Source organism: Pedobacter nutrimenti, from assembly GCF_032678445.1.
Taxonomy (GTDB): domain Bacteria; phylum Bacteroidota; class Bacteroidia; order Sphingobacteriales; family Sphingobacteriaceae; genus Pedobacter; species Pedobacter nutrimenti_A.
Window position 1 is genome coordinate 76656 of sequence record NZ_JAVTSQ010000003.1, and the last position, 23649, is coordinate 100304.

At 42.7% G+C, this 23649-nt stretch carries 11 protein-coding genes; 1 reads left to right on the top strand and 10 read right to left on the bottom strand.

The genetic code is table 11. The features are described 5' to 3' along the window. Nucleotides 1–101: 101 nt before the first annotated feature. From R2S08_RS05535 to R2S08_RS05580, 10 genes are all read right to left on the bottom strand, one after another. Nucleotides 102–2384, bottom strand: coding sequence for a hypothetical protein (locus tag R2S08_RS05535; RefSeq protein WP_316834202.1), 2283 nt, complete (start codon nt 2382–2384; stop codon nt 102–104). Nucleotides 2385–2592: 208 nt separating this feature from the next. After that, nucleotides 2593–4053 (bottom strand): alpha-L-fucosidase, encoded by a 1461-nt coding sequence (locus R2S08_RS05540; protein WP_316834203.1) that lies wholly within the window; start codon nt 4051–4053, stop codon nt 2593–2595. A 37-nt stretch (nt 4054–4090) separates the two neighbouring features. Then, nucleotides 4091–6400 (bottom strand): GH92 family glycosyl hydrolase, encoded by a 2310-nt coding sequence (locus R2S08_RS05545; protein ID WP_316834204.1) that lies wholly within the window; start codon nt 6398–6400, stop codon nt 4091–4093. A 6-nt stretch (nt 6401–6406) separates the two neighbouring features. Next, nucleotides 6407–8767: an alpha-galactosidase gene (locus tag R2S08_RS05550; RefSeq protein ID WP_316834205.1), complete on the bottom strand. Its 2361-nt coding sequence runs from the start codon at nt 8765–8767 to the stop codon at nt 6407–6409. Nucleotides 8768–8773: 6 nt separating this feature from the next. After that, nucleotides 8774–10996 carry a glycoside hydrolase family 95 protein gene (locus R2S08_RS05555; RefSeq protein ID WP_316834206.1) on the bottom strand — a complete coding sequence of 741 codons (2223 nt, stop codon included), beginning with the start codon at nt 10994–10996 and terminating at the stop codon, nt 8774–8776. A 354-nt stretch (nt 10997–11350) separates the two neighbouring features. Then, the gene (locus R2S08_RS05560) at nt 11351–11758 is read right to left on the bottom strand and encodes a DoxX-like family protein (protein ID WP_316834207.1); all 408 of its coding nucleotides are present in this window, start codon (nt 11756–11758) and stop codon (nt 11351–11353) included. Between the two features lie 11 nt (nt 11759–11769). Further along, nucleotides 11770–13029: a metallophosphoesterase family protein gene (locus tag R2S08_RS05565; RefSeq protein ID WP_316834208.1), complete on the bottom strand. Its 1260-nt coding sequence runs from the start codon at nt 13027–13029 to the stop codon at nt 11770–11772. Between the two features lie 27 nt (nt 13030–13056). Beyond that, nucleotides 13057–15588 carry a beta-galactosidase GalB gene (galB, locus tag R2S08_RS05570; protein WP_316834209.1) on the bottom strand — a complete coding sequence of 844 codons (2532 nt, stop codon included), beginning with the start codon at nt 15586–15588 and terminating at the stop codon, nt 13057–13059. After that, nucleotides 15585–18077 (bottom strand): beta-galactosidase, encoded by a 2493-nt coding sequence (locus R2S08_RS05575; RefSeq protein ID WP_316834210.1) that lies wholly within the window; start codon nt 18075–18077, stop codon nt 15585–15587. The genes galB and R2S08_RS05575 overlap by 4 nt, the downstream gene beginning before the upstream one ends. 20 nt (nt 18078–18097) lie before the next feature. Further along, nucleotides 18098–21025 (bottom strand): glycoside hydrolase family 2 TIM barrel-domain containing protein, encoded by a 2928-nt coding sequence (locus tag R2S08_RS05580; protein ID WP_316834211.1) that lies wholly within the window; start codon nt 21023–21025, stop codon nt 18098–18100. 263 nt (nt 21026–21288) lie between these two features. On the opposite strand from R2S08_RS05580, the gene R2S08_RS05585 reads away from it, so the two are divergent. Further along, entirely contained in the window at nt 21289–23514 is a 2226-nt protein-coding gene (locus tag R2S08_RS05585) for a GH92 family glycosyl hydrolase (protein ID WP_316834212.1), read from the top strand. The last annotated feature ends 135 nt before the right edge of the window (nt 23515–23649 follow it).

Consider the following 23649-nt stretch of genomic DNA (forward strand, 5'->3'; position numbering starts at 1 on the left):
ATTTGTGTGTTTAAGTTGCTATCAGATTCAAATCTACCTGTTTTTCAGCCTTTTTAATTGATGCTAATTTGACCAATAATGACGTTATTTTTGCCCGGAGATCAATTACCTTTACCTCTCTTTAAAACTATTGGATCAGATTTTACGCCATTGTTTTTCTGGTACAATTTCCAGGTATTGTTATCTACTGTCTCTAAAGTCCAGTCTTTTCTTGGGTCTGCCAATTGCTTTTTTAACAAACGAGGGAAAGCATTCGCTGCGCGAGCATCTTCCCAGGTTCTGATTACCTTGAAAATCGCATCCTTCTGAGGGCAACTTTCAACATCTTTCTGATTAAGGACTAAACCATATGTTGTGCCAACTCCTATAGAGATCGCTTGTATATGCTCATATTGTGCTGCAGTTGAATTGGCGCCTATAGGAAAATTACCTCCCATGCCCGCCGGGAAATAGTTAGAATAAGTTACATCACGAAGATCTTTACCCTCACTGGTAGCACTTCCCCATTCCCTGGTGTCAGCATCGTATAAGTTTTTGCCTCCACCCACGTTCCAGATACTTTGGTAATGCCAGGAACCTTCGGATAAGGTAGATCCTGAAAAGCGAATATCAGGAATACCATATTTTGAGGCCCTTTCAAACATTTTACGAAAGAAACGTTTTGCAGAGTAATAACCGTGTCCATTGTTGAACAAAAACTCCTGTCCATCAAAATCGTAATAACCTAAGCCATTGATGTAACAAACATCAGCATAATATTCAGCTATTTTATCCTGTAATTCCATATTGGGAATAAGCCCATCGTATCCAAAATTTATAGTCACCTGAAGTTTGTAAATCGTATCCTGGGCTTTATGGCTTGTCGCTGTGGTCTTCCAGTATCCGCGCTTAACATTTAAAAGCCGATATGGTTTTGTATCAGAAATCCCCATATAATAAATCAGTTCCTTCCCTATCTTTATCATATTCAAATTTTTGCTGTGCCCTTCCCAACTGGCAATTTCTTCAAGGTGCGTTGGATCATTTACGATAATGATGGTATCGGCTGGAGAGATGTTATTCACCAGCAAGCGTTTCTGCTGATAGCACAGACTGTCACTTGGAATTGGACTGGCGTCTTTGGAACCAGGAACCAAAGATGTGGTGATTGTACCTCTTCCAATTGTTATTCCATATTTTGCTGCCATTTCAGCAAACTCTTTATGTGACTTATTTCCAGATGTTAGCTTTAAAGGCTTTTTTTCGAAATTCATTCCATCAATATAGCCTTTATCGCCACGGTCAACTTTTAGAGAACCCGGACCAGATAAACTGATGGCCTTAAAACCTAACCTGGAGGTGTAAGATATGACACTATCGCACAAATCCCCGCTGGTTAGTGCATCAGGTAAGAAAGCAGCGGGATCTTTTACCCATTTGCCATTAATTATTGGGTGTGGCAACTTTTCAGATAACACAATGTTTTGAATAACATCCATCAGCGCCGTGCTGTCCGGACTTCCCCATAAGGCAATGGAAGAGCCTATATAATCTACCCCAGGCAAGGGCTGTACTTCAATATGATTTGGCGTATTTACAGGCATGTTGGGTATTAAGGAATAACGTACCGTTCTTTTGAAAGTCCTGTCTCTCGAATGATAATTTATGGATATCCTTCCCTTATTGTCTACCATGGCGGAATTTCCATACAATATCCGGTAGTAAGGTTCCTTATGGGCATAAAACGCAACATCACTGATCCCATCTCCACCAAGGGAAAAAACCTGTCCCTCATGCAAATTTCCAGGCAATGGAAAACGTTTCGCATCTGGCGTATGGATAATATACTGGAAGGCGGCAGCATCTCCTATTGTTTCGGAGGTACCACCCAACGTATTGTCATTAAGAGCAAGCATACCAATGGCATAATTTGCCACTTCGCTCGTATCACGGGCTACACCAATGATTTCACCAAAAAGGTTGGTCATGTTGGTATGGACCGTACCCCATTGAACATCCTCAATTTCTTTGCGTGCACTCAGAGACACCAAGGTCAATTTAAAATACTTCTTTTGAGCGATCAATGAAATCCTCGCCAACGAACCATTGGGATAGTTTAGTGTAATCGATTTATTGCTCTTGTTATAAGATGCTTTATTTGGCTCGTAATATACCTTTTTCTTGCTGTCATATAGAGACATCAAGGGCGAGGGTCTATCCGCAGGGCTAAATTCCTTGTTGGGTGTCACCGTCGTATTTTTCATACTGGTGATGAATCCTTTATTGTTGATGTGGATCTTAAAATAATTGGTACTAAAATCCCATTGTGCTTTCGCAGAGAAATTAAAGGCAAAGGCCAACAGCAATGCAATAACCATGCGGATGGTAAAAATATTTCTTCCCATTTTATAGAGTTCTAATTAATAAAGGCAACAATTTGTGTGTGCAAGTTGCAAATAGACTCAAATTTACCTGTTTTTCAGCCTCCTTTACTGATGCTAATTTGACCAATATGGACGTTTTTTTGCCCTACCTTTTGATTAAAGAAAATTTATAGGCTTTACAGTACTAGATTAACTCCAATTTCAATCTGTATTAAAATTTTTAACATGCTTATAAAACCTTATAAAGCTTAACAGATTCAATCACAGGACAGGCCAGGGAATTTGTAAAGTTTATCCGCACCTTTGAAGCTGTGACAGTAGCAAATCTTGCTAATTTTTTTCTTCCAACTGTACTCCCTTTGAATACCTGTTCCCATTTCCCGTTTTTCTCCACTTCAATCGAGAAGGACTGAATACGCTGTCCCAATCTGACGTATTCTTTAATCTCGAAACAGTTGAAGCTGTCCGCCTTTTGCAACGTAAAGGATAGTGATGCCTTTTTGGTGGTGTCATTTACTGCCCAGTACAAGTGTTTGTTAGCCAGAACATTTGACGCTGCATATTTTTTGGAATTACCTCTGGTTTCGGAGGCTTTAACTTTCGCTCCCTGCAAAAGATCTTTTGAAAATGACTTGGTCAGATAATCCTGCAATTTATCAAGTGAGGCGATGTCATTCGCATTGATTTGACCTGTGCGGTCAGGAGGAAGATTCAGGTTCCAGCAGGCTCCATTGCCAACAGATTTAAAATAGATTTCTTTCAAATTTTCCAGGCTTCTTACACTCTTATCTTCAGTGCTGTGATAGAACCAACCTGGTCGAATAGAAACATCTACTTCTGCCGGAATCCATGCTTCGCCATTCAGCGTACCAGTCTCCCCTTCCTCCCCTTTGGTATACCCAATACCCGGTTTATCACCTTTCGGTCCGTGAGGCGTATACGTAGCCCAGCAGGAATCACGTGTGTAACCACTTTCATTCCCACACCACCGTTCGTCGGGGCCAATATCGCTAAATATACATGCGTTAGGCTGTAATTTCCGGATGATGGACCATGTATTCTCCCAATCATAATAAGTGTTCCGGTCGATCTCCCGTTTCTCATTCGCCCCTCCATAATACCCATCACCACCATTGGCTCCATCTAACCAGACTTCGAAAACATCACCATAATTGGTCAGCAACTCTCTGAGTTGGTTTCGGTAATAGGTAATATATTCAGGTTTACCGTACATGGCACTGTTTCTGTCCCAAGGTGATAAATAAATACCGAACTTAACTCCATATTTTCTGCAGGCCTGTGATATTTCCTTTACAACATCTCCTTTTCCATTTTTCCAAGGACTGTTTTTTACAGAGTGTTCCGTGTATTGGGAAGGCCACAAACAAAAACCATCATGGTGCTTACAGGTTAAAATAGCCCCTTTAAATCCATGTTTGGCAATCGTAGATATGATTTGATCAGCATCGAAATCCGTGGGATTGAAGACACTTTCTTTTTCGTTCCCCAGGCCCCATTCCCTATCTGTAAAAGTATTCACTGTAAAATGAAGAAAGCAATAGCGTTCCATATCCTGCCATTTTATTTGACGCTCTGTAGGTATTGCACCATGGGACTTCGGTGGAAGACTATTTTGCGCAAATGTTGTATATGCCAGGAAAATCAGTACTGTAGACAAAGTGATTCTCATATTATTATAATATTTATCTTAAAAAATTTGCTTATTTTTAATCGGATGTTCCCCATGAAGTATTAGGTTTAGCCCCCATAAATAACTCCAATTTGTCACCGTCTATAATTTGGGTGAAATCTATATAACACTTATTGTACTCTTTTCCGTTCAATTTTGCAGATTGAATGTATCTGTTCTGAGCTGAATTGTGATGCGCTGTAATCGTAAAAAGCTTTCCTTTTGCAAAATGGCGATCGGTCTGTATTTCGATCTTATCAAAAACCGGACTGAAGATCTCAAAACGGTTTTCGCCCGGACATGAAGGATGAAGTCCGCTAGCTGCCAAGACATACCAGGCCGACATCTGTCCCACATCTTCATTACCAACCAAACCTTCTACCGAATTGCGGTATGCCCTCTGGCAAATTTCGCGCACCCATTTCTGGGTAAGATAAGGCTTGCCTAGTTTATTGAACATAAAGGGAACAAGGTGAACAGGTTCATTCGCATGGTTATAATAATTATTCCACTTCATAGACTGTGGCGTTTTATCAAAGAAATTCTCCAACTCTTTTACGGTATTTTCTTTGCCACCCAGCAATGCAGCCAGTCCATTAACATCTTGAGGTACAAACCAACCTTGCTGATAAGGGTTGCTTTCCGTACATCCGTATCCCATGGTCAAAATACCATCTTTTGGCCACGGAGCCCAGGCCCCATTTCTTTCTTTTGGCCTAAACCAATGCTGCGTAGTGTCAAAAATATTTTTGTAGCTTTTTGATCTTCCGAGATATAAACGGGCATCTTCTTTTTTACCCAGGCTATCTGCCAGTTGAGCGAGCTCCCATTCAGAATAAGCATGTTCCAACGTTTCGGAAATCTGGAAGGAATGTCCCACATCTCCATTGCCAAATTTTTCACAAGTATTTTTGGCAAAGCGGTATCCTTTTTCTATATCAAATTCCCTGATTCCTTTATTGTAAGCATCAACCATTATGTTTACTGCCGGGTTTCCATTCATACAGCCACTGTAGGCATTTAAAAACTCCCATCGTTCCAGGTAATGCTGGCCGCTTTCATCAGCCAGTTCTACCAATGAATTTACCATATCCTTAACAACAGTGGGATTAATGATGTTCTGTAATGGAAACTGGCTCCGGTATACATCCCACCCGCTAAAAATTGTACGCTTAACAAACTTATGGGTTTGATGAACTTTGTGATCGCCTCCTACATAACGCCCGTCTATATCTGTATAGCAGCGCGGGTCAATCATGGTATGATAAAGTGCAGTGTAAAAAATGGTCTTTTGATCTTCTGTGCCACCAGTAACTTTGACTTTATTCAAAGCCCCTGCCCAAAGCGCTCTTGCTTGTTGATGAATTTCATCAAAGTTAAAACCTTTAATTTCTGCCTTCAGGTTCTTTTCTGCCCCCTCCATACTTACAAAGGAAATCCCTGCTTTCAGCAATACTTGTTCATCCTTCCTGGTTGCAAATTCAGAGAAAAAACCCAAATGTTTTCCCTGCATTTTTTTTATACCATATAAGACTTTAGAATTTTTCACAATATCCTGATAAACATCGCTTGTCACGTTTTCCCTTTTGCGTTTCATACCTTCAGGTATATCTGCCGTCCATACTCCGTATTTCTTTAAGGGCTTATTCATCTCCGCATAGAAATAAACGGTATAATCAGGCTTTCCGTCACCATTACCCCAGCCTCCGCCTTCAGGTGTGCATTTCATCCAGCCACGAATGGCATGGTCATTCACAACCTCTATATACTGCTCCGTAGATGTTCCCCCTACCCGACGGGCCAGATCAATTTGAATGCGTGACTGTTTTCCAGCCGGATAAGTAAATCTAAGTATACCACTATGTGGTGCTGCAGTTGCTTCAGCCCGGATGTGACCTTCAGATAAGGTTACTCCATAATAACCTGCACTGGCTTTTTCACTGGATTTCTCATAAGGAGAACGGTACCCCTTCTCTTTTCCATTTTCTTTACCCGCAAAGGTTTTCAATGGTCCAGTGGTAGGCATAACCAAGAAATTTCCAAGATCACCATACCATCCAACTCCACTCATCTGGGTAAAAGCAAAACCTTCTATCGTGGTATGCTCGTAACTATAGCCACTTCCATTATCACCGCCTGTAATGGTATTGGGGCTCAGCTGAACCAAACCAAAAGGTGTAGCAGCACCCGGAAAAGTTTTACCCAATCCAGCACCATCTCCTGCTTTAGCAACACTGGTGCTGGCCCCAATGAAAGGATTAACGTAATCCACTGGCTGTTTCTGCGCATAAACAGCTTGAAACGGAACCAGTATCCCTAAAATCAACGCAATTCTTAAATTGATCATTGAAGGCTATTTTTTAAACTTTAGTTTCCACTTTACAACCTGACTTTCTTGCCCCTTAATCACCACTCTAAGCCAACCCTTTTCTACCTGGGGCAATACCTCTATGCTTACACCTTTAGGGTTTCCAACTAGAGAAGCACTGCTCAATTTCCAATTTCCGCCATCATTCATTCCTGCGATACGTAGTTCATAGCGATCACCGCCAATGATCTTACTTGCCCCCGATAGACTTTCTCCGGCCCAATCTTCTTTAACAAGGTCAATCATACCCTGGGTGATGTGCTGTGAAGTTGAAACCACCACAGGATGATTGGATTTGGCACGTACAGCAATGACCTTACAGGATTCTGAAGGAAGCTCCCATGCAAACGAACCAGACAGATTTGGAAGAGGCTTGTTCGCCCAGAAATCAAAGGCGTAATAGGTCGTTTTATCTTTTAATCCGGTCCGGCTTAAAGATGTGCCGATTTTCTGAGGGCTGGTCTCCCAGTTGTATAATCCCAGTACATTACGATCAGTACCCGATTTTTTATCTGTTGCGATCCAAATTGAAGGAAGCGTTTTATCAAAAGCATCTACTGGTCGGGCAGTTCCCTTATGCGAAGCCATGCAGCGCTTCATAATTTCCAATCTGTCTAGTGGCAGGTCAGGAAGCCAGTCGCTGCTTAAAAAAAACTGACCTGAAACAGCAACAAAAGATGGTAGTAATCTTGCTCTTGTTAAACTGCCGATTCCTTTGCTGGCATTATCCGCAGTAGATTCTCCACGTTCTCTCAGCATAGAAGGATCAGGATCGTTCCACCAAACCCTTCCATTTAAAAAATAAAGCCTTGAGGCGCGGATAGCCCCGGTACGGATACTTTGCCCGTCATGGTTAAAATCGGGTCCTATGCGCATGGAATTGACCAAACCAATAGACGCGCCAAAGGATCTCATATTCTGACTCACACAGCACCCCGACAGAAATACATCTTCTCCTGTAGCTTTTCGTATTATTCTCAAACCATCTCTAAAGGCTTCAATCTGCGTTTTAAGAGGGTTAAATAATGGCATACTGTTTCCAATACTGTCATTTTTGTAGCCATCATTAATATAAATCTGTTCGGTGACTGTTCCAGTCCATAATCCATCCATTTTGAAATAATCATAGCCCCATTGATGCATCCTGCTGGCATAATCGGCAATATGATGCTGAACTTCGGGATTGGTCAGATCAAGAGAAGTTCCTCCCCATGTGGTTTCATAGGGCTTCCCGTTTGTTCTTTTTGCAAACCAATCCTGATGATCTTTGAATTCCGGAGCCTGATGATTTCGGCTAAAAGGCATCCACCAGATTCCAGCAGTCAGACCATCTTGTTTTATGGCTTTAGCAGTGGTTGTCATTCCGTTCGGATAGCCTCCTTTTGGATCAACCCGGTCAAAGCCCCGATGAGGACCATTATATTGATTCCCGGCTTGCCACTGGTCATCAATCTGAAGTACTCCAAGACCAAAAGGCTTTAATTGATTCTTGATAAAACTTGCCAATTCAATTGTCCCCGATTCCGTGCCGGCACCTCCGTTTTTCTCCGCATACCAGGTACAATATACTGCTGTCCGGGATTTAAGTTTAATATTTTGCTGCTTTGCAATGGCTTCTGCAAACTGCTCTTCCCCCAAACGGGCATCGTCAAAATAACCGATCAATAGAGTTTCGGTCTTTTCTGTCTTCCCAGCAGGTAAACGTAAATGACCGTATTCAATACGCGGTTCTATTTCTATCAAATTGTTTTTGATTGTAGAAAATACAACGCCACTTCCTTTTTCATTCGTTAACCAACCTGTTACCACTCCATTTCTTGAAACCGGATCTACACTGGTCAGGAACACATAACTCCCTGGATTCTTATCCGGATCCAGCAGGCCTCCGGTTCCAAGCGTCTTTAACTGAGTAACCGGTTTTCCAAGATCCAACAAAAAAGACACCGGGCTAAGTTTTGGAAAATCAACGGTTCCGCTGGTCGCATTTTTTATGGATTGACGGATAAACAGAAATGGTTGTGAAGGAAAGAGTGTAAAAGAAACTAAAGACCCATCGGCATTACTTGCAATTAATGCGTGACCTTTACCAAAAGCAGGGTCACTGACCGCTTCCTTTTGAACTTTAATAAAATTAGCCTTTGGCACCAGATCCTTCACAAAAACCTTTTTCCCTGATGTTGTGCTCAGCCAGAAACTCCGGGCTTTAGAATTATAGTTCATCACCAGAAATGAATTACTGATGCTGCCCGGATCCTGACCTAAATTCCTTTGAGGAGGAACTTTAGACCATAGCGTAGTATTAAAAAGAGTGACTATCGATAATACGAGTACAAAAAGTCTGGTCATTTTAAATTATTTAGTTCGTTTAAGATTTGAGGATACTACCTCTTTAATTTCGCCATTGATCCGCAGTTTTACTTTTGCTGGCTTTTCCGAATAGATTTGATAAGAGATCACTTTCCCATTATGCCATTTGCAGTTAACCGTAAAACCTCCTCGTGCTTTCAGCCCATCAAACGATCCATCAACAGCCCATTCTTTGGCAATAGCGGGCAATAAATGGATTTCACCAGCCTGGCTTTGTAACAGCATTTCGGCTATTGCCCCGCTGATACCGAAATTGCCATCCATCTGAAATGGGGGATGGCTGGCAAAGAGGTTGGGTAAGATATTATAGGAGAGTAAGCCTCTGATCATCGTTCCTGCTTTTTCGCCTTCTCCCAACCTGGCCCATAAGGCACAACGCCAAGGCCATGTCCAGGAACGGCGGCTATCTCCCACTGTTGATTCCACGGTGAAAGGGGTATTGATATTTTTTCCATAGTTTCCGCTCCTGCTCCTCAAGGAAATGATGGCTGCATTTGCCAGTTCAGGTGTTGAGACTTTACTGATCTGTCTTCCAGGGTATACCGCAAACAGATGAGAGGTATGTCTGTGCTGATCATCGGGATCATCCCTGTCTTCCTGCCATTCTTGCAGCTGCCCCCATTTCCCGATTTTGTTAGGCGCAAGATGTGCTTGCATATCGGCTACCTTAGCCTGATAATCAAGATCAAGCCCCAGCGCTTTAGCTGCATCCAAATAGTTTTGAAAAAGGTCCCATACCAATTGCTGGTCGTGCATCACCCCATCTTCACGCGGTCCGTGTTCAGGAGACCAGCCATTGGGCACCATCAATGTTCCATCCGGCATTTTCTTCAGCCGGTCTTCCCAGTATTCACAGATTTCCTTAAGGATGGGATAAGCGGTTTTCCCCAAATATTCCCTGTCCTGAGTAAAAGCCCAATGCTCAAAAACATGTTGTGCATACCAGGCGCTGGAAGGAATGTTCCATTCCCAACCATTACCGCCAAAAATACTTTGGCTGGTTCTAGCCGTCCATCCGCGTATCTTTTCACCAAAGGCTTTCCGGGTGGCAATCCGGCAAGGTTCTTCTGCGGCAACAATAAAATCGATCAGCGGAACGTGGCATTCAGACAGGTTTGTAGATTCTGCAGCCCAGTAATTCATCTGAATATTGATGTTGTTGTGGTAATCACTTGCCCAGGCTGGCGCATTGCTGTTGTTCCATAAGCCCTGTAAATTGGCCGGCAATCCACCCGGACGTGAGCAGCTGGCTAATAAATAACGCCCATACTGAAATAAGGTCTCTTCCAGATCAGGATCTTTGCCGCCAGCTTCATATTTTTTTAACCGCAGATCCGTCGGAAACGCCGCCAGATCAGCGTTTGTTGTTCCTATATCAATAGCAGCGGCCTTTGTTAGCCGGGTAATATCTTCAATATGCCTATCAAGTAATTTCCTGTCACCCAGTTTAAGGGCCTTTTTTTGCTCCTGTTCAATCGTTGGCATAGGATCTGGCCCCCTCCAACCGGATTGGTAATCCGCCTTGTAATTGGTACGGGCATTCAGGTAAATGACCAGAGCATTACAATTTTTAAAGACTAAGGTATTGCCCTTAACTTCCACAGAACCTCCATTATGCTCTATCTGTAAATTTGCAGCATACTTCAAATGGTTGCCCATCTCCCCCATAAAACTCAACGCGTTCTTATCTGCCGTACTGATGGCTTCCTGAGCCGAGCGTATTGAAATCGTACCGGATAATGTGGCTTTTTTACTGGCGGTATATTTAAAAACCATGACCTGATCCGGATGACTGGCAAAAGCCGATCTGGTAAAAGTGACGCCATTGATTTCAAATGAAGTGGTATGAACACCAGTTGTGATATCTAAAGCCCTTTGGTATGCCTTCGCTTCATCAGTATGATCAAAATCTACAACAAATTCTCCGAAATTACGGTAGGAACCAAAGCCATGAATGCCCGTTTGGTAATCGCCATCCCAATTATTGTCTCCACCCCAAAGACTTTGCTCGTTAAACTGAATACGTTCGGTTTTAATACCACCAAACAACATCGCTCCCATACGGCCATTACCTATTGGCAGAGCCTCAGCATCCCATTTCTTTGCAGGTTGTTTATACCACAATCTTTTTGGTTTGCTATTCGCTGCATAGGTTGCAGTTGCTGTTAGAAAAGTAAATAGAATGAGTAGAACTTTTATCTTGATCATTTAGGTTTGTTTATGGTTGATTTATCTTCAGGTTTGTTTTGATCTCAATAATCGACATTTCTTTTGCTTTATTTATAAGCGGTTCTGGCAAATCAATATCATTTTTTTCCATTCGCACATTTTTTATCGTGATTTTCTAAACAACAGTGCATTTGGTAATTTTTAAGTTCTCCTCTTAACTATCTCCAGATGTTCCACTGTTCATCCACCAAATACCATACACTTATAATCTGTGACAGATATGATTAATATCGTTCTGCACAATACAGCTGAACCAACGGGTTAATACTATATTTTAACAGTTTTCTTCTTTTCATTATGTTCTTTTTCTATCTATTCATAGGGTTTTTATCTTCACCCAATTGTGTTTGGTTTTCGAGCGTATTTCATCATCAACAATACTAAAGGTAAGCACCAGTTCGCAGAACGTTCTATAAATTCGACAAAAGGTTCTCCCGAAACAGGACGGCTCAATGCGGCAAGGAAAGCCCAGAAAGCAGCCCAGATGAGGGCCTCTTTAACGGGGTGTATCAAAATAATAATCGCCACAATAATATCCATCACCCCTATAAAAGGCATCATAAAAACAGCCTGTTTTGACGTAAACCCAATAGAGGTCAGCAAGGGTATCCATTTAGGATTGACTTTAAGTGCAGCCGTTCCATGCCCCAAAAAGGTTCCGAAAACACCTATTCGCGCCATCAGTTCCAATGGGTTGCGAGCTACATATAATCGAAACTTTTCTAAAAATTTAGATTTCATCTTTAACAGCATTATGGCTTAACAGGGATTGCTTTTTTTAAAGTCAGCTTGCTACTTTTCCCTGGTGTATTCTTAGTCAGGCAAAACGAGTCTATTATATTGCCCTTATGATCAAATGTGGTATTACAAATGCTATTCTCCGTCACATCAAATTTGCACAGGTTATATTTACTCTCCACGGCCTCTATAAACCAACTGGCTGTTCCTGAGTAAAGAGGGGCACCTGCACCACCGCAAACAATTTCGCAACGCCCCTGGCCTGGCTGGCTTCCATATTCGGCAACGGGTTCTGTAAGACTTACATTTCTGTTCAGAGGCTTGGTCCGTTCGTACATATGATCATGTCCATTCACTATTAAATCGACACCATAGTCATCGAAAGCTTTCCACCAGGTGCTAAAATAGGGATCCATTTCTCCGGCATGGCCACCTACGGTATAAAATGGTTTATGAAAAAAGATAATTTTCCATTTCTTTGTTGCATTGGTTTTCAAAGTATTCAATAGCCAGTTGTATTGCTCAGTACTGGCTGCATCTTCTGAATTTAAAGAAATGAAAACAGCATCACCATAGGTAAACGCATAATAAAGATTGGTTCCGGTTTCCGGAACAGATTTTGGCAGTTCAAAAACATTCTGATAAGTGGGTACACTCGCTGCATCGTGATTTCCCATGGAATGAAAAATCAAATTATTTTCTATAAAGGTTTTTCCATTGTTGAACCAGTTGTCCCAATCGGCTGTCGATTTTCCGCTATTTACAATATCACCACTGAAAATGGTAAAATCTGGTGCCTTGGTATCGGCAAGACTTGCAACCTGGTTCCAGATGTTCAGTCCCGTGCGGCTGTCGCCAATGGCTAAAAACGAAAATTTCTTCGTATTTACCGGCGGTGCGGTCCGATAAGTTTTCTCTCTTGTCCATGCTCCTGTATGTGAATCTAGTATTTGATAGTATAAGGTAGCGTCGGGTTTCAACCTTGGAAAAGCATAGTTAAAAAAATCATCAGAATAGCCCTTTCTGGATACTGCAGAAAACACACCCTTTTCATAGCCATGCGTATACCCCCATCTGATCAGGTCCTTCGCTCCAGAACTGCTCCAGGTAACTGTCAAACCTTCCAAAGGGTTTTTACTGCTCCCCCAGCGTATGTGTTGTATACCTGTTCCCGCAGCTTTTGCTTGATCAGAAATTGATGTCGTTTGTGCGCAGATTGGCTGCACAAAAAAACAAAACAGTAAAGTATAGATATTCTTTTTTAACCTCTTCATTGTAATTTAATTCTATTTAATTTTAAACTACCTGACCACATGGATTATATTTTCCGCATTTTCCAGTCCAGGCGACTCCACCACCAATTTAATTTTTCCAGAGGCATGTGCTTTTGTTTTTATAATGGCCAACATCAGACCATTGAAGGCTGGACGAACTGGTGAGGAAAAAGGAACAAGGCAAGTCGCATCTCCATTATCTGTTGCCTCAATTTCCCCATCTCCTATAACCTTGCAGGAAATTTTCTGATTGGCTGTAGGCACTTTATTTCCATCTTTATCTGTAATGGCTATAGTGACAAAAACCAGATCGGTTCCATCCGGCTGTATTTCGCTTTTATCCGCAGTAAGCTGCAGTCTGGCGGCAGGTCCGGTAGTTTTTACCGTAGAACTTGCCCACTCCTTCCCTTGCTTATAAGCCACGGCTTTCAATTCTCCCGGTTCATATTTCACTTCCTCCCATTTCAGGCGGTACTCAAAAGGTTTTTTCTTTTTTCTACCTAATGATTTTCCATTCAAAAACAATTCGGCTTCATCACCGGAGGTATAGAGGTAAACCGGAGTAACCTTTCCAATTCGTTCCGGGAAATTCCAATGGGGCAAAATATGTACCATTGGAAAATCAGGTCTCCATCTTGCCTGATATAAGTAATAGCGGTCTTTTGGAAATCCGGCCAAATCTACCATTCCAAAATAACTGCTCCGTGAAGGCGGCCTGTTTTCAGCAGTTTTCAACAAAGCGGCCTTTTCTTTTTCCTGCTGCTCTTTGCTTAAACCTGCAAAATTCAGCAGCACGCTAGCGTCGCTGTTGAAAGGTGTGGGCTCGCCCAGGTAGTCAAAGCCTGTCCAAACAAATTCACCAGCAATAGCCGGATATCTGTCAAGCGCGGCAAATTCATCATCGGCTAGCGAACCCCAGCCTGGTGCCCAGGTATCGTAGGAAGAAACTTGAAACTTACCTGGAAAATATTCCCCTCTGGAGCTCATGGTTGAGCTGGTTTCACTGGCATAAGCAGCCAGTTTTTCATGGCCTTTTTTACGGAGAAATTCACCATAAAAATTCGGGCCACCGTACACACCAGCGGCATAATTCATACCATGAACATCTACCTGCAGTTCTGTTCCGTTCATTCCTGATTTACTAGGATAAGAAGCTCCAAAAGTTACGGGATGCGTAGTATCGAATTGATGAATGACATCGGTTAGGTGCCTGGCTAAACCTTTTTCAGGATAATATTCTTCATCCACTTCATTTCCTGTACTCCAGAGAATTACTGCAGGATGATTTCTGTCTCTGCAAACCAGCATTTCCAGGTCCCGTTCATGCCATTGCTGATAATGGGTACCATAATCATTTGGGTTCTTTCCTGTGGCCCAGCAATCAAATGCCTCATCCATCACCAAAAAACCCATCTTATCTGCCAATGTCAACAGTTCGGGCGCCGGAGGATTATGCGAGGTACGCAAGGCATTGCAGCCCATATCTTTCAAAATACGCAGCTGCCGCTCTAGTGCATGAATATTCATGGCAGCACCCAATGCACCTAAATCATGATGGTTACAGGTGCCCTGTAGCTGCACCCGTTTGCCATTAAGTAAAAAGCCATTGTCATGTGTAAATGTGATCGTCCTGAAACCAAAGGGTGTGTCGTATTCATCCAGCAATTGATTTCCATTATACACCCGTATACGGGCAAGATAACGATGGGTTTGTTCCAGGCTCCATAACAAGGGATGAGGAACGTCTGTTCGCAGGGTATCTGTAGAAAGTCCATTGGCTTGCAATTTCATGCTCTGCATACTGCTTGTTGCTACTTTCTTAACCAGCTGGTCATTGCTACTGAGCTCATAGATATCTGCTGCATAGTTTATGTCAACCGTTTTGGATAAATGGTTGGCGACCTTAAGTTCTATTTTCACCCTTCCTTTCTCTGCAGTAATCTCAGGTGTAGTTACAAAGGCACCCCATTGTGCTACGTGTACCGCATTGGTCTTTACCAATCGTACATGCCGGTAGATTCCGGCACCGGGATACCATCTGGAACCCAGCTTTTCGGTATTGAGCCGAACAGCAATAATGTTCTCTTTTCCTAAAAGGATATAAGGGGTAAGATCTACCCTAAAAGAACTGTATCCATAAGGCCGTTCTCCAATTTTATTCCCGTTCAGCCATACTTCTGCATTGGCCATAGCCCCATCAAAATCTACATAAAACTGCTTTCCTTTTTCCGCTAATGCAATTTTAAAATGTTTGCGGTACCAGCCAATCCCTTTCCAGGGAAGTTTTCCAGTGTAACCATCCAGATCAGTTCTAAAAGGCCCTTCAATACCCCAGTCGTGTGGAAGGTTCAGCTTCCGCCATTTGGAGTCATTAAATGTAAGGCTTTGCGTTGTACCAGATTCCGGCTCTGGCTTACTCGTGCCGTCAGGTTGTAAGCCATAACGTGCAAACAACCATCCGCCATCAAAATTTTCTTCTATCCTAACCTGTTGTGCAGAAAAAACCATACCCCACAATAGAGACAGGATGACCAACAATTGTATCTTTAAAATTCTCATCTTGTTTCAGCGCTTTCAGGATAAGGTCTGATCTCAACTGCATTTAACAAGGCCCCGTTAACGGTTTGCCTCAAACCAAACACCAGTACATTTTTCTTCTTTTTCCCAAAATTTAACCAACACTCCGGCAAATAAAACTCCCGTTGAGGGCCAGCCTCCCAATGACGGCCAATATTATGTCCGTTTAACCACATATAGCCATTACCGGAAGCATTGATCCTCGCCAGCCAGGGCACCCATATTTTAGGGTCCAGATCTGGCAAAGCAAACTCTACCCTATACCAGGTAAACAGGCCATTTTGTTCTGCATGAGGCTCTATTCCATTTCCTTTTCGGGGAATTTCATCTTGTTGATTTAGCGCTACTTTTTCCCATTTTGCTGTTGAAAAAGAGGGTTGGGTAAAACCGTTTTTAATACCAGCCATGTCCGCTGCATATTCCCATTTCAAAGGATGGGTAAGCGTAGTATCACTGGTGGAGAGTCCGGCACGACGAATACCCGCAAGCTCTTCCATTGGCACATAGCCATGAGCATGGCCTAAACTCTCGTAAACAACCAGGATGTCATTTTTACCTTCCTTCAGTAAACCTGTTACATCAAAGCGGTTATCAAACTCATTGGGCCGGATACGTTCCCAGGCACCCCGGGTAACCCAAGTTTGGGCATCTGCTTTATCTGGAAAGAGACGTTTTACATTCTTGCCGTTGATTTGCACAGAAACAATATCACGGGTATACATATTGAACAGCAATCTATTCTCTTTGGCAACTTGATCAGCATTTAGAATAGCCGTTGAACGGTACAAATTGCAACGAAAATCGTTAATGCCTAAATCTGACAATGAGGCTTCTTGAGGAAGCGACATCCATCTGGCTTCCTTCGCCGGATCATCATAGCGCACAGCACTTGCTATGCGAATTGGTTTAATATTTACTAGTGGACGAACCGGTTGCTCTCCTTCAATAAGGCACCACTTGCCTTGTTCCGGCTTCGCGCCAGGAGGGATCACCAACACCTGCGCCCCTAAATCCGGTAGATTGAAATCTATAGCAAAAGGTTCTGTCACTGATGTAGTCGCATTGGCACCTTCAGTTGTTTTGATCAGTACTTTTTTACCGTTCTGATCGATATTGTACATAGGTTCTGTTGATTGGGCCATCTTGCCCGGCACCACAGTTACCCGGCCTTTCATGGGTTTCTCTGGATCAGTATTGTGTAAAAAGACAAACTTAGTTCCATCAGGGGCTATACGGATCCCACCAAAAAGTTTCTCTGGTGCATTCTGCAATTGGCAAGGGCCACCTACAGATCTTAACAGCCTGGAACCATATTCATTAATAAATTGCCCGAGAGCTTTGGCTTCAAAGTATTTAGGGCTTGTTGCCCCACTTTCTCTAATCGCTGCATTATAGTCATAACTGGTGGTCATACCCCTTGCTCCCCAACCGGCAAAATGCGTACCTCCGAAAAACATATAGTAATTGATTCCAGTCCCTCCACCAAGCATACTCATTAAACCAAGCGCTTTGAAATGCCGTGCATCGGAATAGTGTTCTTCGCTCAGTGTTCCGGTCACCAGAGAAAACCACCCACCTTGCAATTCAGTTACAAATCCCGGTGCATCAGGTTGCTCTTTGCGAAGGCCAACCATACGCCGGGCACAGCTAGGCGCATCCGTCAAACCCACATAGTAATTATCGCAATCAAATACCTGCGACAATTCAGGATCTTTACTCTCCCTGCATACCCCTGTCAGGCATGTAAAAATAGGTACTTCAATGCCATTAGCTTTTGTAGCTCTATACAAGGCTCTAAGCACATTGGCTTTATCCTTGCTGTCATGTCCTCCTCCGTATTCATTTTCAATCTGCATCATAATGATGCCTTTCTTCCCCTTCTTTTTCCTTGTAATCTGGTCGTCAGCAACCGCTTTGCAAACTGCATTATACCAGTGAACACTCCATTTGATATGCTCCGGATCATCACTGCGCAGCCAAAAACCTCCCTTTCCTGGTCCAAATTTCGCTAACCATCTAGGGTAGCCTCCTCCAGACCACTCTGCACAGAGAAAAGGTCCCGGACGTACAATGGTATACAAACCAAATTCTTCATGGGCCATTTTTAACCAGGCTTTCAGATCTTTAAAGTCGAAATGAGAATAATCATCGATACCGCTGGGCATACTGCGTTCATGCCAGTTCCAGGGCAGATAAGTTTCTACCGTATTAAATCCGGCTTCTTTTATTTTCTTGAAACGGTCTCGCCACAATTCCTGCGGGCAACGAAAGTAATGAAAGGCAGCACTGTAAATAAATACATCTTTCCCCTCAATGGTCATACATGAACCGTCATACCTGATGCGGTCGGGATGAGCAAACTGCTTTACCGGCTGTGATGATTTACCTAACTGCTGCGCCCACACACTACTCCTGATATTCATGGATATTAAGAGCATCAGCGCAATGCTGCTCCACCTTAACTTTTTCATCTTAGTCATTTTAAATTTACCTATTTATCTTTAAAGAGTGTTACTTCGGCCAGTCCGGCCCTACCCTCGCTTGCAGATAATATCGAGATTCTGAAATACTTGATTGTCTTCTTGAAACGGACGGGTTTAAAGTCCCAGCCTGTACATTCCTTTTCGTACAGAGGCTCCCAGGCTTTACCATCTGATGATACTTCCACCTTATGACGATATTTTGAACTGTCTTTTTGAAATCTTACCCGGCTTCCGACCACCGTGGTTGGTTCTTTCAAAGTCAATGTAACCACTTGAGGAAAGTTATCCTGATTGGCAATCCACCAGCTGTAATCATTTCCATCTAATAAATTTGTTGTTGGAAAATCAGGATGAGAAGATGTTGCGGAAATATCGCTGATCTCCACTTTGGGTTTAGTAAGAAAACCTTTATCCCATTTGGTGGGTTTCACGATCGCTCCATCTTCTTCCTTCCCTTTAAATTCGCCATGTAAACCATCCGGCAAATGCATCCCTTTGTATGCAACGGTGTTTATGGTCAACTGCCCGGTCTTCATCCCCTTAGATTCCACCTGGATTTCTATTTTTCCCGCTTTTTTGGATGTTCTGATAAATGCGAATCCGATCCCCGCCTCTACGGTCTGGGGGTTGATTTCCACTCTCGGGATACCATCACCAATCAATGTACCCTCGCCTTTTACCCGAATGAGAATTTCAGATTTTGCATCATGTACAACTGAACCATTGGCGTCGCAGATTTTAAAATAAACCGGAATCATATCAGATCCATCTGCTACAGGAGTGATCTGTTGATCAGGAACAACAATCTCGATATGATTGGCCTCACCAGCCGTCCGAACGGCATGCTCTGCCACCTTTTTCCCATTTACATAACCTATGGCCTTCAATTCTCCTGGCTCAAAACCTCCTGCATCGAACACAAAACTTGGACTCCCTCCCTTAGCTACGATATGAGGATATATCTTTGCTCGCTCCGCACGGGTCTGTTTCCCAATCAACTTATTGTTTCTATACAATTCAACTGCATCACAATTGGAATAAACCGTAATATCAGAAGTTGATGTTTTGTACTTGCCTGAGGAATTAAAGGAAGCAACGAATACCATCGGTCCCTCATACAGTCCTTTCTGCGAAATTCCATTCGGCCGCATACTCTGCATCATATAATAGGCAAATTTCGGATACCGATTCACATCGACTACACCTGAATACATCGTTTCTTCCTCTGCACCCCTGGTATAATCGTTGTAACTCCACATAAAATGGCCGCCCATCCGAGGATTGGCATCCAGCATACACCAGTCAAAATATCCATTACCATTCAATTGGGTAAGACGGCTGCGTCCTTGTCGCATCTGCTCATACTCGTTTTCGGTCATACTTACCCTGGGTTTCTCCCCAACACCATCCCCCCATTCTCTGGCAAAAAGTGGCTTGACGGCAATTTGATCTTCCAGATAATTACTCATCACACTACCATCTTTGGGAAATTTGCTTACTTGTTTGTAAAAAACGTCATAATAAGGTTCAGTTTCTTCATGGCTAAAATAATCGCCGGCTGTATAGAGCTGATCTCCGGGATACTCTTGATGTGCGGCATCAAAAATACGTTTAACAACCTGTAAAGGATAGCTTGTTTCATTCAGTGCCGTTTCCCATAATACAATAGAAGCTCTGTTCCGATCCCTTCTGATCATATTTCGCGTAACGGATTCCAGACGATCGGCAAAGATGGGATTTTCATTGAAGATCTGCCAGCCAGGAACACATTCCACAACCAGCAAACCGTATTTATCACAAGCCGCCAGAAAAGCCGGATCTTGCGGATAGTGTGCTGCCCTCACCGCATTGTATCCCCCTCTTTTCATATCAATAACGTCTCGTTCCTGCATTGAATTTGACGCAGCGTCACCGACATTAGGAAAAGCTTCATGACGATTGGCGCCCACGAGATATAGATGTTTTCCATTGATAAAGAAACCTCCATCACGGGTAAACTTAATGGTGCGAACGCCTATCTTTTCAGTTCTAACATCCACTACTTTTCCGTCCTCAGATAATACCTGACTCTCTAAGGAATATAAATAAGGGCTATATGGGTACCATAAGTTAGGGTCAATCAAATTCAGATCTTGCTCCAGCAACGCATTCTTATTTGCTCCAAGATGAAATTTACTTTTGTTCCTGGCGACTACTTTTCCGTTTACATCTTTAAGCAGGGTTTGCAAAAATCCTTCTTTCGCGGTTGCATACGAATTGGCAACTTCAGTTTTCACATGAACAAGAGACCGCTTCTCATTTACTTGAGGATAGGTTACAAAAACACCACTTGAACTGGTACTATTCGGAGCCAATTCACTCGTAATATGAAGTTTATCTGTTACTATCAGATTTACATCACGATAAATACCACTATAATAATAAAAATCTAACCGATCTTGCGGCTTACCTGGTGGCGTCAGCGGATCATATTCTGCGGATACGCGAACAGCGATCACGTTATTTTCATTGTTGAATTTCACTTTGTCCGAAATATCCATTGTAAATCCCACGTATCCTCCGTGATGGCTACCAACCCTTTCTCCGTTTACAAACACTTCGCTGTTAGTCATAATCCCTTCAAAATTTAAAAGGATCCGTTTACCAGCATGATCTTTGGATAGTCTAAAATAACGCCGGTACCATCCGACACCATCATAAATGATATCGCCACCGTTGTGTTTCTTTTCTAATTGCATGATATGCGGTAGAACTACAGGCATCCATTTTGAATCATCATATTTAAGCATTTGGGCCTGCTTCGCATCGCCCCTATAAAATGCCCAACCTGTATTCAGGTTGTAATCTACCCTGGGGGGTTTGCTTTCTGAACCTGCTAAACTTACATTAGCCGCTATACACCATAGCAGCAGTGCAACGAAAATATTTTTTCCCATTTTGTAATAAAAATCTAAATAATACAGATAACAATTTGTGTGTGTGTTGTTAACAATTTCGAATTTACCTATTTTCAATTTTATTTGTCAATGTTATTTTGACCAATACCAACGTTATTTTTGCTCCAAAATCCTTCTTGAAAAAGGAAAATCCAGAGTCAAAATAGCATTGGAACATATCAAATTTCCACTAGCTTCCGAATTGGTCAATATCTACATTAGCACAACGTCCTCTTTTAGAAACCACTTTTAAAAAACTTATAATGAGCAACTCATTACTAAAAATCAATTTCACCTGCTTATCGGCATTATTTTTTTACATTTTTTTAATACCGCAGGCCTCCCATGGACAGGTGCATCTTAATTCTCCTGTGGATGAAGTTAATCCATTAATAGGAACCACCGGAAACAACAGTACAGAATATGGTGGCCTTATTCCAGCTGTTGCACCACCCTTTGCGATGACCCAGTGGTGCGCTCAAACCAGGGAGAGTAGCATCTCCAGTACCTCTTATCATTACAATGATAAATCTATCATGGGATTTACGGCAACCCATCAGCCAGCCATCTGGATGGGAGATTATGGAATGGTTACTATATGCCCTCAATCCGGGCAACTGTACACCAACAGAAAAAGGGCCATGACTTTTTCGCACGAGGACGAAAAAACAACGCCTTACGGGTACAGCGTTCGTATGAATGCCATTGCCGGGGGGATCATTAAGGCCAATCTGGCTGCCACTTCCCGTGCCGGGCTCCTGTCTTTTTCCTTCCCTAAGTCTGATAGCTCCTTTATTTTTGTTGAAGCCTCTCGCCAGGAGAATTTTGTAGGCTGGATAGAATACGATTCCTTACGCAATGAACTTATCGGCTATAATCCCGACCGGCAGTCTGCCCATCTCGGGCCACCCTTGCCAGGTTTCAAGGGTTATTTCGTCGTACGCTTCAATAAAAAACCAACGGCTTTTGGAACTACCTATCATGAAAGCATTTTCAAAGGCAAAAGCCAGCAATCCGGCGACCGTTGTGGTGCCTTTTTAAGGTTTGTGACAGGTGATGGTGATTCGGTTTTGGTTAAGACCGGTACTTCTTTTATCAGCATTGAACAGGCCCGTTCTAATCTGGATCTGGAGATTCCCGGCTGGAAATTAGAAACTGTTCAGGAGCAGACCAAAAAAGAATGGAATAGGTATCTGGCACGCATCAAGATTGACGGTGGTAGTAAAGATAACCGGACTTGTTTTTATACTGCATTGTACCGGACTATGCAATATCCACGCGAGTTTTCGGAATATGGCCGTTACTACAGTGCCTTTGATGACCGCATCCACCAGGGAATCAGCTATAATGACTATTCTCTATGGGATACCTTTCGTGCCGAACACCCTCTCCTCAATCTGTTGATGCCCGAAAAGACAGGGGGAATGATCCAGGCACTGCTGCAAATGTACAAGGAAGGCGGCTGGCTACCTAAATGGCCTAATCCTACTTATACCAATATCATGATTGCAACACATGCAGACGCTGTTATTGCCGATGCCATGGTTAAGGGGATAAAGGGCTTTGACAAATCACTTGCCTGGGAGGCCGTTAAGAAAGATGCTTTTGTAGCACCCTCTGGCGATAGCACGAACAAGTGGGGGGACCGTGCACCCTGGACTGCCTATGAAGCTAGAGGTGGGCTTACATGGTACAATAAGATGGGATATATTCCCTCAGGACGAACGAATGAAAATGTCTCACGGACCATAGAATATTCTTATGATGATTGGTGTGTCGCACAAGTTGCCCGGCTCACCGGACATCCATCTGATTTTAAATTTTTGATGAACAGAAGTAAGAATTATCAGAATACATACGACCGGCGTTCTGGTTTCTTCATCAGCCGGTATGAAAATGGTTCATTTGTTCCTGAAAACAGATCAAATGAAGGAATGACAGAGGGATCCAAATGGACTTATTTATTTGGGGCCATGCATGATATCCCGGGATTAATAAAACTGATGGGTGGAGCTGAAAATTTCGAGAAACGTCTTGATGAGAACTTTGACTCTTCTCATTACCAACACGATAATGAACCAGGACATCATTATATATATTTATATAATTATATTGGAAAACCAGAAAAAACACAAAGCAGAATTTATCAGTATACACCAATTAATTACAAAAACACACCAGACGGACTTCTGGGTAATGACGATTGCGGACAGATGTCGGCCTGGCTTGTTTTTACGAGTATAGGTTTTTATCCGGTTTGCCCTGGAAGTTCAGAATATGCTATCGGCGTACCTCTCTTTGACCACATACAGATCACGGTAAAATCTCCTTCCGGCCAGCCTCACCAATTGACTATAGAGCGGAAAAATTACGCTCCATCCAAACAGCACGTAAAACGAGTACTCCTGGATGGCAAAAAACACAATGGCTTGTTTTTTAAACATAATGAACTGTTAAATGCCAGAACCATTATATTCGAAATGGAATAAGTTGAATCAAGTAACGCTTAACCGAAATTATTCTGCACACCGGGAGCCAAATGAAAGGTGGCAAACTTGTCCTTACTCCCGGTGGAGGTCCTAACTCCTTAAGTATAATTTTCGGTTAGCGTACTCATTTTAGAG

Coding starts and splice junctions, on each gene's coding strand:
- R2S08_RS05565 (WP_316834208.1), bottom strand. CDS start 13,029: ATGAAGAGGTTAAAAAAGAATATCTATACTTTACTGTTTTGTTTTTTT.
- R2S08_RS05585 (WP_316834212.1), top strand. CDS start 21,289: ATGAGCAACTCATTACTAAAAATCAATTTCACCTGCTTATCGGCATTA.
- R2S08_RS05540 (WP_316834203.1), bottom strand. CDS start 4,053: ATGAGAATCACTTTGTCTACAGTACTGATTTTCCTGGCATATACAACA.
- R2S08_RS05550 (WP_316834205.1), bottom strand. CDS start 8,767: ATGACCAGACTTTTTGTACTCGTATTATCGATAGTCACTCTTTTTAAT.
- R2S08_RS05580 (WP_316834211.1), bottom strand. CDS start 21,025: ATGGGAAAAAATATTTTCGTTGCACTGCTGCTATGGTGTATAGCGGCT.
- R2S08_RS05535 (WP_316834202.1), bottom strand. CDS start 2,384: ATGGGAAGAAATATTTTTACCATCCGCATGGTTATTGCATTGCTGTTG.
- R2S08_RS05545 (WP_316834204.1), bottom strand. CDS start 6,400: ATGATCAATTTAAGAATTGCGTTGATTTTAGGGATACTGGTTCCGTTT.
- galB (WP_316834209.1), bottom strand. CDS start 15,588: ATGAGAATTTTAAAGATACAATTGTTGGTCATCCTGTCTCTATTGTGG.
- R2S08_RS05560 (WP_316834207.1), bottom strand. CDS start 11,758: ATGAAATCTAAATTTTTAGAAAAGTTTCGATTATATGTAGCTCGCAAC.
- R2S08_RS05555 (WP_316834206.1), bottom strand. CDS start 10,996: ATGATCAAGATAAAAGTTCTACTCATTCTATTTACTTTTCTAACAGCA.
- R2S08_RS05575 (WP_316834210.1), bottom strand. CDS start 18,077: ATGAAAAAGTTAAGGTGGAGCAGCATTGCGCTGATGCTCTTAATATCC.